General features: G+C 44.3%; 18 protein-coding genes and 1 tRNA gene. 9 read left to right on the forward strand and 10 right to left on the reverse strand.

Annotated elements, in window-relative coordinates; all coding sequences use genetic code 11:
• Window positions 1-17: 17 nt before the first annotated feature.
• On the forward strand, window positions 18-392 hold the full coding sequence (locus KG118_RS12335; protein ID WP_117710731.1) for a YccF domain-containing protein: 375 nt from the start codon (window positions 18-20) through the stop codon (window positions 390-392).
• A 94-nt stretch (window positions 393-486) separates the two neighbouring features.
• Here KG118_RS12335 and KG118_RS12340 read toward each other — a convergent pair whose 3' ends face one another.
• Window positions 487-627, reverse strand: coding sequence for a hypothetical protein (locus KG118_RS12340; protein WP_199598730.1), 141 nt, complete (start codon window positions 625-627; stop codon window positions 487-489).
• A 255-nt stretch (window positions 628-882) separates the two neighbouring features.
• Between KG118_RS12340 and KG118_RS12345 the strand changes: the two genes are divergently transcribed.
• Window positions 883-3,564 carry a transglutaminase domain-containing protein gene (locus tag KG118_RS12345; RefSeq protein WP_117710730.1) on the forward strand — a complete coding sequence of 894 codons (2,682 nt, stop codon included), beginning with the start codon at window positions 883-885 and terminating at the stop codon, window positions 3,562-3,564.
• A gap of 30 nt (window positions 3,565-3,594) precedes the next feature.
• Here the strand turns inward: KG118_RS12345 and KG118_RS12350 are convergent, their stop codons facing one another.
• The 4 genes from KG118_RS12350 to KG118_RS12365 all read right to left on the reverse strand — a co-directional run bounded on the left by KG118_RS12350 (window position 3,595) and on the right by KG118_RS12365 (window position 6,753).
• Complete coding sequence (locus KG118_RS12350; protein WP_117710729.1) at window positions 3,595-4,356, reverse strand: copper homeostasis protein CutC; 762 nt, start codon at window positions 4,354-4,356, stop codon at window positions 3,595-3,597.
• Window positions 4,357-4,488: 132 nt separating this feature from the next.
• Window positions 4,489-6,027 (reverse strand): ribonuclease Y, encoded by a 1,539-nt coding sequence (gene rny, locus KG118_RS12355; protein ID WP_117710728.1) that lies wholly within the window; start codon window positions 6,025-6,027, stop codon window positions 4,489-4,491.
• Between the two features lie 127 nt (window positions 6,028-6,154).
• The gene (locus tag KG118_RS12360) at window positions 6,155-6,445 is read right to left on the reverse strand and encodes a cell division protein ZapA (protein ID WP_117710727.1); all 291 of its coding nucleotides are present in this window, start codon (window positions 6,443-6,445) and stop codon (window positions 6,155-6,157) included.
• 14 nt (window positions 6,446-6,459) lie between these two features.
• The gene (locus tag KG118_RS12365; RefSeq protein ID WP_117710726.1) at window positions 6,460-6,753 is read right to left on the reverse strand and encodes a hypothetical protein; all 294 of its coding nucleotides are present in this window, start codon (window positions 6,751-6,753) and stop codon (window positions 6,460-6,462) included.
• A gap of 446 nt (window positions 6,754-7,199) precedes the next feature.
• Here KG118_RS12365 and KG118_RS12370 point away from each other — a divergent pair, with 446 nt between their 5' ends.
• The 4 genes from KG118_RS12370 to KG118_RS12385 are packed head-to-tail and all read left to right on the forward strand — an operon-like array spanning window position 7,200 to window position 8,915.
• Window positions 7,200-7,379 (forward strand): hypothetical protein, encoded by a 180-nt coding sequence (locus tag KG118_RS12370; RefSeq protein ID WP_117710725.1) that lies wholly within the window; start codon window positions 7,200-7,202, stop codon window positions 7,377-7,379.
• Between the two features lie 29 nt (window positions 7,380-7,408).
• Window positions 7,409-8,017 carry a hypothetical protein gene (locus KG118_RS12375; RefSeq protein WP_117710724.1) on the forward strand — a complete coding sequence of 203 codons (609 nt, stop codon included), beginning with the start codon at window positions 7,409-7,411 and terminating at the stop codon, window positions 8,015-8,017.
• A gap of 1 nt (window position 8,018) precedes the next feature.
• Complete coding sequence (locus KG118_RS12380) at window positions 8,019-8,303, forward strand: winged helix-turn-helix domain-containing protein (protein ID WP_117710723.1); 285 nt, start codon at window positions 8,019-8,021, stop codon at window positions 8,301-8,303.
• A gap of 24 nt (window positions 8,304-8,327) precedes the next feature.
• Entirely contained in the window at window positions 8,328-8,915 is a 588-nt protein-coding gene (locus tag KG118_RS12385) for a 5'-methylthioadenosine/S-adenosylhomocysteine nucleosidase family protein (protein WP_117710722.1), read from the forward strand.
• A 14-nt stretch (window positions 8,916-8,929) separates the two neighbouring features.
• On the opposite strand, the gene KG118_RS12390 is transcribed toward KG118_RS12385, so the two are convergent.
• Complete coding sequence (locus KG118_RS12390; protein ID WP_117710721.1) at window positions 8,930-9,292, reverse strand: YbaN family protein; 363 nt, start codon at window positions 9,290-9,292, stop codon at window positions 8,930-8,932.
• Between the two features lie 119 nt (window positions 9,293-9,411).
• On the opposite strand from KG118_RS12390, the gene queD reads away from it, so the two are divergent.
• Together queD and KG118_RS12400 are read left to right on the forward strand one after the other, a co-directional pair.
• Window positions 9,412-9,744: a 6-carboxytetrahydropterin synthase QueD gene (gene queD / locus KG118_RS12395; RefSeq protein ID WP_117710720.1), complete on the forward strand. Its 333-nt coding sequence runs from the start codon at window positions 9,412-9,414 to the stop codon at window positions 9,742-9,744.
• Window positions 9,745-9,755: 11 nt separating this feature from the next.
• The gene (locus KG118_RS12400; protein WP_117710719.1) at window positions 9,756-10,301 is read left to right on the forward strand and encodes a 7-carboxy-7-deazaguanine synthase QueE; all 546 of its coding nucleotides are present in this window, start codon (window positions 9,756-9,758) and stop codon (window positions 10,299-10,301) included.
• Between the two features lie 99 nt (window positions 10,302-10,400).
• On the opposite strand, the gene KG118_RS12405 is transcribed toward KG118_RS12400, so the two are convergent.
• From KG118_RS12405 to KG118_RS12420, 4 genes are all read right to left on the reverse strand, one after another.
• A tRNA-Trp gene (locus KG118_RS12405) sits at window positions 10,401-10,473 on the reverse strand.
• Between the two features lie 75 nt (window positions 10,474-10,548).
• Window positions 10,549-11,124: a uracil-DNA glycosylase family protein gene (locus tag KG118_RS12410; protein WP_117710718.1), complete on the reverse strand. Its 576-nt coding sequence runs from the start codon at window positions 11,122-11,124 to the stop codon at window positions 10,549-10,551.
• 37 nt (window positions 11,125-11,161) lie between these two features.
• Window positions 11,162-11,794: a hypothetical protein gene (locus tag KG118_RS12415; RefSeq protein WP_117710717.1), complete on the reverse strand. Its 633-nt coding sequence runs from the start codon at window positions 11,792-11,794 to the stop codon at window positions 11,162-11,164.
• Between the two features lie 79 nt (window positions 11,795-11,873).
• Window positions 11,874-12,515: an AlbA family DNA-binding domain-containing protein gene (locus KG118_RS12420; RefSeq protein ID WP_117710716.1), complete on the reverse strand. Its 642-nt coding sequence runs from the start codon at window positions 12,513-12,515 to the stop codon at window positions 11,874-11,876.
• Window positions 12,516-12,664: 149 nt separating this feature from the next.
• Between KG118_RS12420 and KG118_RS12425 the strand changes: the two genes are divergently transcribed.
• Window positions 12,665-12,841: a histone H1 gene (locus KG118_RS12425; protein WP_009121302.1), complete on the forward strand. Its 177-nt coding sequence runs from the start codon at window positions 12,665-12,667 to the stop codon at window positions 12,839-12,841.
• Window positions 12,842-12,870: the final 29 nt, after the last annotated feature.

A 12,870-nucleotide genomic window follows, 5' to 3' on the forward strand; every position in this document is an offset into this window, starting at 1 on the left:
CATAAAAACGTAATACAATGGGTTGTCTAATGAATGTTTTATGGCTGATATTCGGTGGTATTTTTACTGCCGTGGAATACATGATAGCCAGTCTTTTAATGATGATTACAATCGTCGGTATCCCTTTTGGTATGCAGACAATGAAAATGGCGGGTCTTGCTTTATGGCCGTTTGGTAAGGATGTGCGCAGTGGAGAGCGTTCAGGCGGCTGTCTGTATATACTGATGAATGTGCTGTGGATTTTTCTGGGTGGAATATGGATTTGCCTTTCACATTTGGGGTTTGGCATATTGTTGTGTATCACTATTATTGGCATTCCTTTCGGTATGCAGCATTTCAAACTTGCAGCTTTGGCGTTGGCTCCTTTTGGCAAGGATATTGTGGAGGTGTAAACATATTATCTTACATGGGCAAGAAAATGATAAAAGAAGAGGGCAGGAAACTGAAAAATTTCCTGCCCTCGTTCATTTTATTTAAAGGTGTAATTTACATGGTTATAGCAGCTTGCTCTGCAAGCAGTTTTTGTAGTTTGCCATTTAAGGTTTGGCACATTGTTCCGTTACCCATTGCTTGATAGCGTTTGATACGGTACTGTAACATAAAAATTTCATTTGCATTCTTTTTCATAATCATCTTCTTTTTTGCTTTCCGCGTTTCGGAAAGCGATTAAACATCTTTTATTGTTTTCTCTCTTATTAACGCTGCAAAGATACAAAATGTTCGTGAAAAATATGTTTTATAACATAGAAAATTGCATTATAGTCTTTGTTTTCTTAAAAAATACGTTGTTTTGCTATCCGTGTATTACAAATATATTACCTATCTTTTCTTTTGCACACGATTTATGTTATTTTTGTACTCCAACTTCAATGATTGTACATTATGAGACACATCACCTTATTTTTCGGGATAATCAGCCTGTCGTGCCTGCTGGCTGCTTGCGGTCATTCCCATTTTATGACAGATGCTGCCTATCGTTCGCGTGTGGAGCAAGATTTTCAACAGAAAAGGACTTTGATGCCGCATGGAGATTTGTTTTCCATATTCGATGCTTCTCTCACTACTTATGAGCGTGAAGCATTGGAGTTTCTCTATGCTTATATGCCTTTGGCTGATATTGCGGATTACTCAGGGGAATTTCATTTGATGAATGTACGTGCTTCCCGGCAGGCTGCCGATGAAATGCCTTGGGGAAAGATTATTCCAGAAGATATATTCCGGCATTTTGTTCTTCCGGTACGGGTGAATAATGAGCATTTGGACAGCGCCCGTGTAGTATTCTATAAAGAGCTGAAAGACCGGGTAAAATCTCTTCCTTTGCAGGACGCCATTTTGGAAGTGAACCACTGGTGTCATGAGAAAGCTGTTTATATGCCTTCCGATGCTCGTACCAGTTCTCCTTTGGCAACGGTGCGCACCGCTTACGGCCGTTGCGGTGAAGAGTCTACGTTTTTGGTTGCCGCGCTCCGTTCAGTGGGGATTCCGGCACGTCAGGTATATACACCCCGTTGGGCCCATACCGATGATAATCATGCGTGGGTAGAGGCATGGGCAGATGGTAAATGGTATTTTTTGGGAGCTTGCGAACCCGAACCTGTTCTCAATCTTGGCTGGTTCAATGCGCCTGCCAGTCGGGGGATGCTGATGCACACAAAGGTCTTCGGACGTTATGAGGGGGTGGAAGAGATAATGTCCGTTACCCCCACCTATACAGAAATCAATGTGATTGGTAACTATGCCCCTGCGACAAAAGCAGCCGTAACCGTAGTGGATGCTGGTGGTGCGCCTGTGGATAGCGCCTGCGTGGAATTCAAACTTTACAATTATGCGGAATTCTATACAGTTGCTACCAAATATACTTCTGCCGGCGGTGTTTGCGACCTGACAGCCGGGAAGGGGGATATGCTGGTATGGGCGTCAAAGGACGGATGTTTCGGTTTTGCCAAAATATCTTTCGGCAAGCAGCAGGAATTGACGGTGAAGCTTGATAAAAAGGACGGTGATACATTTACCGTAGATATGGATGTCGTGCCGCCGTTGGAAACTGCCAATCTGCCCGAAGTAACACCTGAGCAACGTGCTTTGAATGACTTTAGACTGGCGCAGGAAGATTCTATCCGTGGTGCTTATACTGCAACGTTTATGACCGAGGATGCAGCGCGCACCTTTGCCCGTAAATACAAGTTGGATGAGGATGCGGTTGTCAAAATACTGGTTGCCTCCCGTGGCAACCATAAGGTAATCTGCGACTTCATGACCCGTCTGCGTTCTGAAAAGTCAAAGAAAGGGGGCATCGACCTGTTGCAGCGGATTTCGGCAAAAGATCTTCGGGATGTAAGTTTGGAAGTGTTGATAGACCATATGCTGTCCAAAGTGCGTACCGGTGCGGAGTATTTCCGTAAATACGTGCGTAATCCGCGTGTGAGCAACGAAATGCTGACTCCATACAAAGCTTTTTTCAAGAAGGAAGTTTCAAAAGAAGATATGGAAGCCTATGCGGCGCAGCCGATGAAGCTGGTGGAGTGGGTGGTAGAGAACATCCGTGTGGAGAAAGATTGCAACTTAGGCGGTGATCCTGTCTCTCCCGAAGGCGTGTGGAGGGCACGGCTGGCGGATGCACACAGCCGGGACATCTTTTTTGTTTCCATGGCACGCAGCATGGGAATACCTGCACGCATAGACGAGGTAACGGGCAAAGTGCAACTGATAAAGGAAGATGGTGCAGTGGATGTAGATTTGGATTGCAATCCGAAAGAAGTTGTGTTTATGGAGGAGTTAATACCTCTAAAGGGTAAACTTATCGCTAACTATTCGCCGGTCAAGTCGGTGGACGATCCTAAATATTATTCTCATTTTACTCTCTCTAAAGTGACTCCGCAGGGCAAGTTGCAACTACTGTCTTACAGTGAAGGTAATCCCGATACGGGGGACGGCACTACTTGGAGCAGCCTGCTGAAGAACGGTACGGCATTGGATGCCGGAGATTATTTTTTAGTGACCGGAACCCGCCTGGCAAGCGGTGGTGTGCTTTCACGTCTTGCGGGCTTCAGCATTAAACCGGGACAGACCACTCGTATTGAGTTGGTGATGCGCGAGAGCAGGGATGAGGTGCAGGTGATAGGTAACTTCAATTCGGAGTCTCTCTTTATTCCGCTTCAAGAGGGCGATTCCAAACAAAGCTTGTTGTCGGCATGCGGACGCGGGTACTATATTGTCGGCATTTTGGGAGTCAACCAAGAGCCTACCAATCATGCGTTGCGTGATATTGCAGCTTTCAAGGCTGATTTGGAAAAGTGGGGACGGAAAATGGTATTGCTTTTCCCGAATGAGACACAGTCCGAGAAATTCGTTCAAGAGTCTTTCCCCGACTTGCCTTCTACTATTATCTATGGTATAGATACGGAGGGTATCCAGTCCCAAATTGCAGAGTCCATGAAGTTAAGACATAAAGGAACCTTGCCTGTATTTATCATTGCAGATACATTCAATAGGGTGGTCTTTGTGTCGCAAGGCTATACAATAGGATTGGGCGAACAGTTGATGAAAACAATAAAAGGCCTTTGATAATTGAAAAAGAGGAAGACTGTAACTCTATCATTCTGATATATCTGTTTTCAACTTTTCAATTGTTTTCCTTACCCGTTCCTTAGTAGTTACGTTCCGTTCAAATTCATTGATTTGTACGGTTGCGCCCATAGGAACTTTGTCTTTGCGATATTGCATACGGCTTGTTACTGTTTCTCTTGCCGAGAAGTGGAACTCGTGAATACCTGTTTCGCGGGCTATGCGTGCAATATTAGTTTCATTTACTCCACAGCCGGCAAGCAGGGTGATGCGCCCTGCTGCCTGTTGTTGCAGTTCTTTCAACAGAGGAATGCCTATTTCGGCAGAGGGTTGCTGCCCGGAAGTCAGGATGCGGTCGCATCCGAGGCTGATAATATCTTCCAGCGCTTTTTGCGGATTGCGGCAGACATCAAAGGCACGATGAAAAGTCACCGATATATCTTGGGCAGCTTCCATAAATTGCTTCATTAGCGGAATATCAACTTCGCCGTCTGCCGTCAGGCAGCCTAAAACAACGCCGTCCGCTTCTAAGCGGCGGGCATTGTCTATGTCCTTCAGCATGATGCGCTGCTCTGTGGGAGAGTATAGGAAATCGCCGCCGCGAGGACGGATAATGACGTGTAACCTGGTGTTTTGCAAAGCCTCTCTTGCAATGACAATATCACCGTAAGAAGGGGTAGTTCCCCCTTCGGGTATTCCGGCGCATAGTTCTACCCGATCGGCTCCGCCGGCTTGGGCGGCCATACAACTCTCTACGGAGTTTGCACAGACTTCAAATAAATATTCCTTCATAGCTTTTATCTTTGCTTTGTACCGCCAAATATACGGAAACTCCGCGAACTCCGGAAGCGGATAAAATAAAAAAGGAGCGGATGGTTTGATACCAACGCTCCTTTTATGGTTTTAAGTCTTGTATTCTTTTACTTACTTGGCATAGCTTACCGCACGCGTTTCACGGATAACGGTAATCTTCACCTGTCCCGGATAGGTCATTTCATCTTGTATCTTTTTGGCTATTTCACCGGAAAGGTTTTCTGTAGCCTTATCGTCAATCTTGTCCGCACCGACGATTACGCGCAATTCACGTCCTGCCTGGATGGCGTAGGTCTTCGTTACGCCCGGATAAGACATTGCCAGTTGTTCGAGGTCGTTGAGACGCTTGATGTAGGCTTCTACAATTTCGCGGCGTGCTCCCGGACGTGCGCCTGAGATAGCATCGCATACTTGTACGATGGGAGCCAGCAAGCTGGTCATTTCCACTTCGTCGTGGTGGGCGCCGATGGCGTTGCAGATGTCCGGTTTTTCCTTGAATTTCTCTGCCAGTTTCATACCGTAGAGTGCGTGCGGCAATTCCGGTTCTTCATCGGGCACTTTACCGATATCGTGCAACAATCCGGCACGTTTTGCTTTCTTCGGGTTCAAACCGAGTTCTGATGCCATTACAGCACACAGATTGGCTGTTTCACGGGCATGTTGCAACAAGTTCTGACCGTAAGATGAACGGTATTTCATCTTACCGATGATACGGATAAGTTCGGGATGCAGACCATGAATACCCAAGTCTATGGTGGTACGTTTACCGGTTTCGATGATTTCCTCTTCCACCTGCTTGCGTACTTTGGCCACTACTTCCTCGATGCGTGCGGGGTGGATGCGTCCGTCCGTTACCAGCTGATGCAATGCCAGACGGGCAATTTCGCGGCGAACCGGGTCGAAAGCTGATAAAACGATAGCTTCCGGAGTATCGTCCACAACGATTTCCACACCGGTGGCAGCTTCCAGCGCGCGGATGTTACGTCCTTCGCGACCGATGATGCGTCCTTTGATTTCATCCGATTCGATGTGGAATACGGTAACGGAGTTTTCGATGGCGGTCTCTGTTGCCACACGTTGGATGGACTGTATTACGATACGTTTGGCTTCTTTGCTTGCCGTCAGTTTGGCATCGTCCATAATGTCGTTGATGTAGGATTGCGCCTGTGTCTTGGCTTCTTCCTTCAAAGACTCTACCATGCGTTCTTTGGCTTCTTCGGCAGAAAGTCCGGAAATGGCTTCCAGTTTTTCGATTTCCTGACGCTGCATATGCTCCAGTTCCTCTTTCTTCTTGTCAACGATTACCAATTGGGCTTCCAGATTCTCTTTCACCGCTTCGGCTTCCAACTTCTTGCGTTGAATTTCTTCCTGACGCTGGTTCAATACCAGTTCACGTTGCTTCAACTTATTCTCTGCCTGCTGTATCTTTTGGTTACGGAGCGATACTTCTTTCTCCAAATCGGCTTTCTTGTTCAGGAACTTTTCCTTTACTTCCAGCAACTTGTTCTTTTTAATTACTTCCGCTTCAGTCTCGGCTTCTTTGAGGATGCTGTCGTATTTGGACTTCAATCCATGCTTGAAGAACATGTACGAAGCAAATCCGCCAACGATGAAACAGGCAATGGATACTACTATTGTAACTACTGTCATTTTATTAATTTGTTTTTAAGTATATAAATAAAAAGCACTGCATAAAAGCCTGTCTGTTACCGGACGGGGCTTTTGTACAGTGCGCGATATTGTCTCTCTCGTAAAAACAGAACAGAAAATCGTCTCCTTATTCTTCTTTGAAATAGGTTTCCAATACTTCTGTCAGTTCTTTTATCTTGTCTGTATAGGGTTCAGTATCATTACGGTCTTTCAACTGAAGTGTCTCCAAAGCAAATTGATAAGCCACCATGGCTATAATCCTCTCTGAAGGGATATTCTGATAATGTTCCCGATACGCATTGACCCGGATATTTACCTGTTTGGCAGCTTCCCTTACTATTTCCTCATCTTCGCGGTTGATGGTGAGGGGGTAGGTGGCTCCTGCCATTTGCAGGTTTATCTTTATCTTATCGTTCATACATCCTCTTTCTTTTATTCATTTAACAAAGCGATGCATTTATCGACTTCACGCACTAATTTGGACAATCGCAGTTTCGTCTCTTTTACGTCACTGCCGTTAAGGCTGATTGCCGTAGCTGTTTTTAGGTTTGTGTAGTTAGTCTCCAGCTCTTTGTAATCGGCTCGTACCTTCTCGCATTCTTCCTCTTTTGATTCGAGAAGTTGCTTAAGTTCAGCATTTTCGCGCTTTAATTCATCATGCAGATAGATTAAATGCCGCAGTCTGGCTTCAAAAGTACTTAATAGCTTCTTTTCTTCGTCTGTCATTACTACACCAAAATTGTACACAAAAATACAATTAACTTGGAGATTACAAAAGCTTTTCAGGGAAAAATGTTCCGTATGCACTGAAATAAAGGAAAAATGGGACTATATAGTACGAAATTCTCTGTTGCTATGCACCAATTTTCTTTAATGCTGAAAATTAATCGTCCGACAGCTGTTTAATTATCGTCCCACAGTTGTCGGACGATAATTAAACAGCTGTCGGACGAAAGTGTAACGGATGTCGGACGATTAAATTTTAGTATGGTTGATATTAGTCCGTAATTGTGTAGGGAATAGTTTCTTTAATCACTTTCGGTTGATTTATCCGTATGGATGTTGGATTTCTCATAAAATAATTTGGTTTATAAAATAAACTACTTATATTTGTATCGGAGTTCGAACCCAAAGAGTGATTGATTTAAGTTGCATTAAATAAAAGTGATGGTATGAAAACAATTAAGTGGGTTATGCTATTTGTGTTTGTTGCTTTTGCATATATGGCATCTGCACAGGCTGGTTTGACGGTTAAGGTGGTGAATGTTCGTTCGGATAGGGGGAAAGTGATGATTGCCACTGATAAAGGGCAATATAACATGGTGGATGTCCGGAAAGAAGTGAAAAAATAAAGTGAGTAACGGATAAATAAAATAAGACTATGGAAGATAAAAAGTTAAGCGAGAAAGAGAGCTTGGAGCTCATCACTCAAATGATACAGAATACCCGTCGTAATCTGGATACGGGTAGCGGTAATATGTTTTTGTTGTGGGGGTATGTGTGCGCATTGCTGACTTTGGTTGTTTGGATTGGGGTTAGCCTGACGCAAAATCCTGTATGGATGTGGGGCTTTTGGGGAATTCCCGTCATAGGGTATCTGCTGAGCTATATTCTTATGCGCAGAAAGGAAAAGCCGGTGAAATTATATATAGATAAGGTGCTGAATGAAGTTTGGCAAGTATTGGGAATAGTCTGCATGGGGGTTGTGTTGTGGGCCACGTACTTTCATCGTTTTGAGATAATCTTGCCTCTGTGTGCCATATTGATTTCGCTGGGCAGTCTTTTTACGGGCAGCATCATTCGTTATACGATATTTTCGGGATTTCCCGGTTTTGGTATTGCGTTGGGGGTGAAGATGTTGTTTGATGTCTTGGACAAGTCTTCTTCTTTGCAGGTGTTGCCGGAATTTATTTTGGTGATTATATTTGCAATGATTATACCGGGACATATCTTGAATTATAAAGCAAAAAAGGAAAATAAAAGGAAGTAATATGTTTAAGGAATTGAACCCTTTGCTCCACAGCGAACTGCGGCTTGCCATAATGTCGTTGCTCATCAGTGTTGAAGAAGCGGATTTTGTATATATCCGTCAGCAAACCGGTGCAACGGCAGGCAATCTCAGTGTGCAGCTGGATAAACTTGGTAAGGCGGGGTACGTAGAGGTGACAAAGACTTTTAAGGGGAAAATGCCTTGTACGCTTTGTAAGATTACTCCGCAGGGTATCGACGCTTTTGAGGAATATGTGGAAGCGCTGAAATCGTATATTATGAAATAGGAATTGAAACAAGAACCAGAGAATATGAGAATTTTAGTTACTTACGCCGTTCAGGGTGAATTTACAGAATTGAAGTTTCCCGGTTTGATAGGGGAAGAAGAGGTGCAGGTAGGTTATTTGCGTACCGGAATAGGAAAGGTGAAATCGGCTTTTTATCTTACGGAAGCGATTAATCGTGCGCAGCCCGATTTGGTTGTCAATATGGGTACGGCAGGCACTGTTCGCCATCAGGTAGGGGATGTTTTTGTATGCCGTCATTTCGTAGACCGTGATATGCAGAATCTGACAGGATTTGATATGGAATGCGAGATAGATTCGGCGGAACTGTTGGCCCGGAAAGGCTATTGCCTGCATTGGCAGGGCGAAGGAATATGCAATACGGGCGATACTTTCCTGACGGAACTGTCGGATGTGACAGGGGATGTCGTGGATATGGAGGCTTATGCCCAGGCATTGGTGTGCCGTGCCAAAAATACGCCGTTCATCGCCGTGAAGTATGTGACCGATATTATCGGGCAGAATTCGGTGAAACATTGGGAAGATAAACTTGCAGATGCCCGTAAGGGATTGGGAGCATTTTTTGAAGCGCATTGCGATAAAGTAAAAATGTGATACTTCTTACCTGTCTATTGGCGAAGTGTTTTGAAAGAGAGGATGTGATAACTTGTTCCTACTGCAATCAGCAGCAATAGTATTCTCAGCCACCAGTAGGGGACTATGAAAAAGATGCAGTTGAGGATTGTTATCCATATCAGTGATACGGAAATTATTTTGGCTCTTAACGGAATGGCTTTATTCTCACGGAAATTACGGATATAGTTTCCCAAGTATTTCTGATGTAACAGCCAGTTGTAGAGGCGGGGAGAACTGCGCACATAGAGGGCGGCCGTGAGCAGCAGAAATGGGGTTGTGGGCAGCAACGGAAGGAAAATGCCGATGATGCCGAGTATTAAAGAAAGTGTACCGAATAAAATATAAAGGGCTTTCATGCTGCAAAAATAGAATAAATAACTGTCAATTCCAGCGTTTTTTGTACTTTTGCTGCTGCATCGAGGTGACATTAGATGCACAATTCTATAAATGATATTTTAATTAGCGTATTAACAGTATGTACACAGTCATTAAACGAATGGAAGTTTCGGCAGCTCACAGCCTGAAGCTTTCTTACCAGAGTAAATGTGAAAATCTGCACGGTCACAATTGGATAATCACAGTTTATTGCCGTTCCAAAGAGCTGAATGCCGATGGGATGGTAGTCGATTTCAGCCATATCAAACAGGTGGTGAAAGAAAAACTGGACCACCGGAATATCAATGAAGTTCTTCCGTTTAATCCCACAGCCGAGAATATTGCGCGTTGGATATGCGACCGGATACCGACTTGCTTCAAGGTAGAAGTACAGGAGTCTGAGTCGAATATAGCCGTTTATGAGGAGGAGTGACAAGACCGCTTATGAGAAAAATTAACGAGATATTTTATAGCTTGCAGGGAGAGGGATTTCATACGGGCACTCCGGCCGTTTTTGTCCGTTTCTCCGGTTGTAATCTGAAATGCTCTTTTTGCGATACGCAACATGAAGAGGGAGTGTTGATGTCTGATAAAGAGATTTTGGCGGAAGTGGGGAAATATCCTGCGAGGACGGTGATACTGACGGGTGGGGAACCCTCGCTCTGGATTGATCGTGAGTTTGTAGACCGTCTGCATCGGATAGGAAAGTATGTTTGTATCGAGACTAACGGGACGCATCCGTTGCCGGATAATATAGACTGGGTGACTTGCTCGCCCAAGCAAGGGGCAAAGGTGGAAATCTCTCGTATGGATGAAGTGAAGGTGGTGTACGAGGGACAGGATATTGCCGTATATGAGTCGCTTCCTGCCGGACACTTTTTTCTGCAACCTTGTTCTTGTAGCAATACCGCGGAAACTGTGGCGTGCGTAATGCAGCATCCTAAGTGGAGGTTGAGTTTGCAGACACATAAACTGATAGGTATTTCCTGAATGATAATTTTTGCGGAATAACGGTTGTATCGGATGTGAACACCGGGAGATAAATAAGATAAGGTCATGTAAATGCTAATTTACATGACCTTATCTTTGCACGGGAGGAGAGGCTCGAACTCCCGACACCCGGTTTTGGAGACCGGTGCTCTACCAACTGAGCTACTCCCGTGTTTGCGGCTGCAAAGGTAATGGAAACTTTCAAATCTGCAAGTCCTTTGTCACTTTATTTTAAAGGAGAATTTGCTTATAGCATTTGTAGGTCCTGATACATAATGCGATAGGCTGCCGCTTTTTTTTCTAAAGCCAGCGGATAGGCTCTTGACGAAGAAGGCATACGATAGAGCCGCATGGGGCGATTTTCAAAAATGAATTCTGTAAAGTCTCCGACTTTGGGTTCTTTCAGTGAAAACAGTGCACAAAGCGTATCTGTGGCTTTTTGCCCCGTAGTAACAATGGCCTTGCATTGTGGCAGTTGTTGCAACAATGCGGTTACATCGGTAGCCTGTACTACTTCAAGGAACTTATCGGATGCATTGTCCTGCAACCGTCGTACGGCAGTGGCTGTATCGAACAGTGCTATTCCTTTTTCGTTCAAAAAGTTGATGATACATTCTTTGCAAAAGGCTTTTCGGGATTTGTCTACAAAATAATCTTTGTCATTGAAGAATAAGAGCCCCACAATGCGCCACATATCATTATTCCAGTTCGGATAATAAAATTCCATTGACCATCGCTTCTTTTGCGGCGGAAAACTCCCCAACATCAGCAAACGGGCATTGCCGGGGAGAAAAGGTTTTAAGGGATGCTGCTCTATTTCCATAGAAAAAGCGTTTGCACTTGTTTGTCAAAACTTTAGCTTATGCTTTTTCTTGTTCGTCACCCTTCTTTTTTGGCTCTTTCTTTGCCAGCATAACTACATTGTACACATACTCGGTCATCCACTGTTCCGAATATCCCAGACGTTCTTTATACTGGCGGACAGTCATGGCCGTTTTGTGTACATCGTCTTTTTTCCAAACGGTCTTGGTGCAAACTTCGTGTACTGTTTTTTCGGTCATACTGCGTAGTGCGCCTTTAAAGATAGAGGGCATACGGAATTTCCATTGCATCAAGTTGCCCATTAACATCATCAGGTCGTTGGAAAAACCCTGATACATGAAAAGATAGCCTTGTACGTCATTCTGCGTGCGGCAGTGTTTTTTGACGGAAGCGTCAATTTCTTTAAAGAAGTTCTCGCTGATTCCGTAGTCCTGCATCAGCATCTTGCGGGAAGCAGCTTTTTCCGCTTGTCCCAGACGGCCGCCCTGTGTGGGGATTTTGAATAAACGTTTGAAATTAGCTACATCCGGTACAAAGCGGATGTTGGTGATACCCAAGTTTGCGGCTATCACAGACTGGAAGTAGACGCGCGTCAATGAGACGAAGTCTTCCACATTTTTGGAAGAAACCTCTTCCGAATTCTTGTTAAATAGTTTGGCAAATATACCCATGATGATAATTTTTCTAATTTACGGATGCAAAGGTAGTAAATAACTTGCTTTTTACCAGCACTCCAACTCTTTTTCTACTTCATTTCAGCCTGAAGTGAAACTTATGTCCTTCGAATACGGGCTCTACAATGTCGTAGCGAATGAATTTTGCCAGTAAATGCTCTGCGGAACGGCGTGACAGATGTGCCAGACGACAATAACGATTCAGTGACAGCCGGTCGTTTTGTTCCAATAAATCAAGTAATAGCTGTTCCCTTTCGGTATATTCCATCAATTCTCCTTTGGGACTTTCACTTTGTTGCCAGATGCGCAGGTGTACCGGGGTGGCGAGTATGTTTTCATCTTTAATGCGCAGGTAGGCGAGGTACTTTCCGTCTTCGTCTTTGGCATAGACAGGCTTGCGTTCGCTTTCATCAATCTGCACGAGTAGCACGCTGCGGCCTTCTACCTGATAGGTCTGCATACTGTAATATACTTCCGGCCGGCAGTACAACCGGGCTGCCGCTTCTATCATATAATGTTCCTCGTCGGAGCGCACTCCGGCTATTTTTCCGTTGTCTTTTACACCGATAAGGAGACGCCCGCCGTTTGTATTTGAAAAGGCGGAGAGCGTCTTGGCAATTTTTCGCGCATCGGATATTTCGAACTTGAAATCCTGTTGCTGGTGCTCTCCTTCGGCTATGAGAGCATATATATATTGGGCATCAGTAAGCGTTTTCATACCTGCAAAAGTAGATAAAAAACACGTATGAGCCCTTTTTTGTGCCGATTTTGCGTATTATTTCAAAAAAAATATCGTTTTTCTGCATTTATTTCAAGAAAGAATGTATTTTTGTCGGACATTATTAACGAAGTAATTTAAAAAGGATTATGAAAGAATTAGTTGAAAAAGTTGCAGAATTGTATGCAGCATTCGAGAAAGATGCAAAAGCTCAGTTGGAAAACGGTAACAAGGCAGCCGGTACTCGTGCACGTAAGGCTTCTTTGGAAATCGAAAAGACAATGAAAGAATTCCGTAAGGCATCTTTGGAAGCTTCTAAGAAGTAAGAGAAAACGCAGATTTAATGCTGTGAAAG

The organism is Bacteroides propionicigenes, assembly GCF_018390535.1.
Lineage (GTDB): Bacteria > Bacteroidota > Bacteroidia > Bacteroidales > Bacteroidaceae > Bacteroides > Bacteroides propionicigenes.

Bases quoted from the DNA above. Each gene is read 5' to 3' on its own strand.
- KG118_RS12370 (WP_117710725.1), top strand. From the start codon at position 7,200: ATGAAAACAATTAAGTGGGTTATGCTATTTGTGTTTGTTGCTTTTGCA.
- rny (WP_117710728.1), bottom strand. From the start codon at position 6,027: ATGACAGTAGTTACAATAGTAGTATCCATTGCCTGTTTCATCGTTGGC.
- KG118_RS12380 (WP_117710723.1), top strand. From the start codon at position 8,019: ATGTTTAAGGAATTGAACCCTTTGCTCCACAGCGAACTGCGGCTTGCC.
- KG118_RS12335 (WP_117710731.1), top strand. From the start codon at position 18: ATGGGTTGTCTAATGAATGTTTTATGGCTGATATTCGGTGGTATTTTT.
- KG118_RS12420 (WP_117710716.1), bottom strand. From the start codon at position 12,515: ATGAAAACGCTTACTGATGCCCAATATATATATGCTCTCATAGCCGAA.
- KG118_RS12365 (WP_117710726.1), bottom strand. From the start codon at position 6,753: ATGACAGACGAAGAAAAGAAGCTATTAAGTACTTTTGAAGCCAGACTG.
- KG118_RS12385 (WP_117710722.1), top strand. From the start codon at position 8,328: ATGAGAATTTTAGTTACTTACGCCGTTCAGGGTGAATTTACAGAATTG.
- KG118_RS12390 (WP_117710721.1), bottom strand. From the start codon at position 9,292: ATGAAAGCCCTTTATATTTTATTCGGTACACTTTCTTTAATACTCGGC.
- KG118_RS12410 (WP_117710718.1), bottom strand. From the start codon at position 11,124: ATGGAAATAGAGCAGCATCCCTTAAAACCTTTTCTCCCCGGCAATGCC.
- KG118_RS12360 (WP_117710727.1), bottom strand. From the start codon at position 6,445: ATGAACGATAAGATAAAGATAAACCTGCAAATGGCAGGAGCCACCTAC.
- KG118_RS12345 (WP_117710730.1), top strand. From the start codon at position 883: ATGAGACACATCACCTTATTTTTCGGGATAATCAGCCTGTCGTGCCTG.
- KG118_RS12425 (WP_009121302.1), top strand. From the start codon at position 12,665: ATGAAAGAATTAGTTGAAAAAGTTGCAGAATTGTATGCAGCATTCGAG.
- queD (WP_117710720.1), top strand. From the start codon at position 9,412: ATGTACACAGTCATTAAACGAATGGAAGTTTCGGCAGCTCACAGCCTG.
- KG118_RS12350 (WP_117710729.1), bottom strand. From the start codon at position 4,356: ATGAAGGAATATTTATTTGAAGTCTGTGCAAACTCCGTAGAGAGTTGT.
- KG118_RS12340 (WP_199598730.1), bottom strand. From the start codon at position 627: ATGAAAAAGAATGCAAATGAAATTTTTATGTTACAGTACCGTATCAAA.
- KG118_RS12400 (WP_117710719.1), top strand. From the start codon at position 9,756: ATGAGAAAAATTAACGAGATATTTTATAGCTTGCAGGGAGAGGGATTT.
- KG118_RS12375 (WP_117710724.1), top strand. From the start codon at position 7,409: ATGGAAGATAAAAAGTTAAGCGAGAAAGAGAGCTTGGAGCTCATCACT.
- KG118_RS12415 (WP_117710717.1), bottom strand. From the start codon at position 11,794: ATGGGTATATTTGCCAAACTATTTAACAAGAATTCGGAAGAGGTTTCT.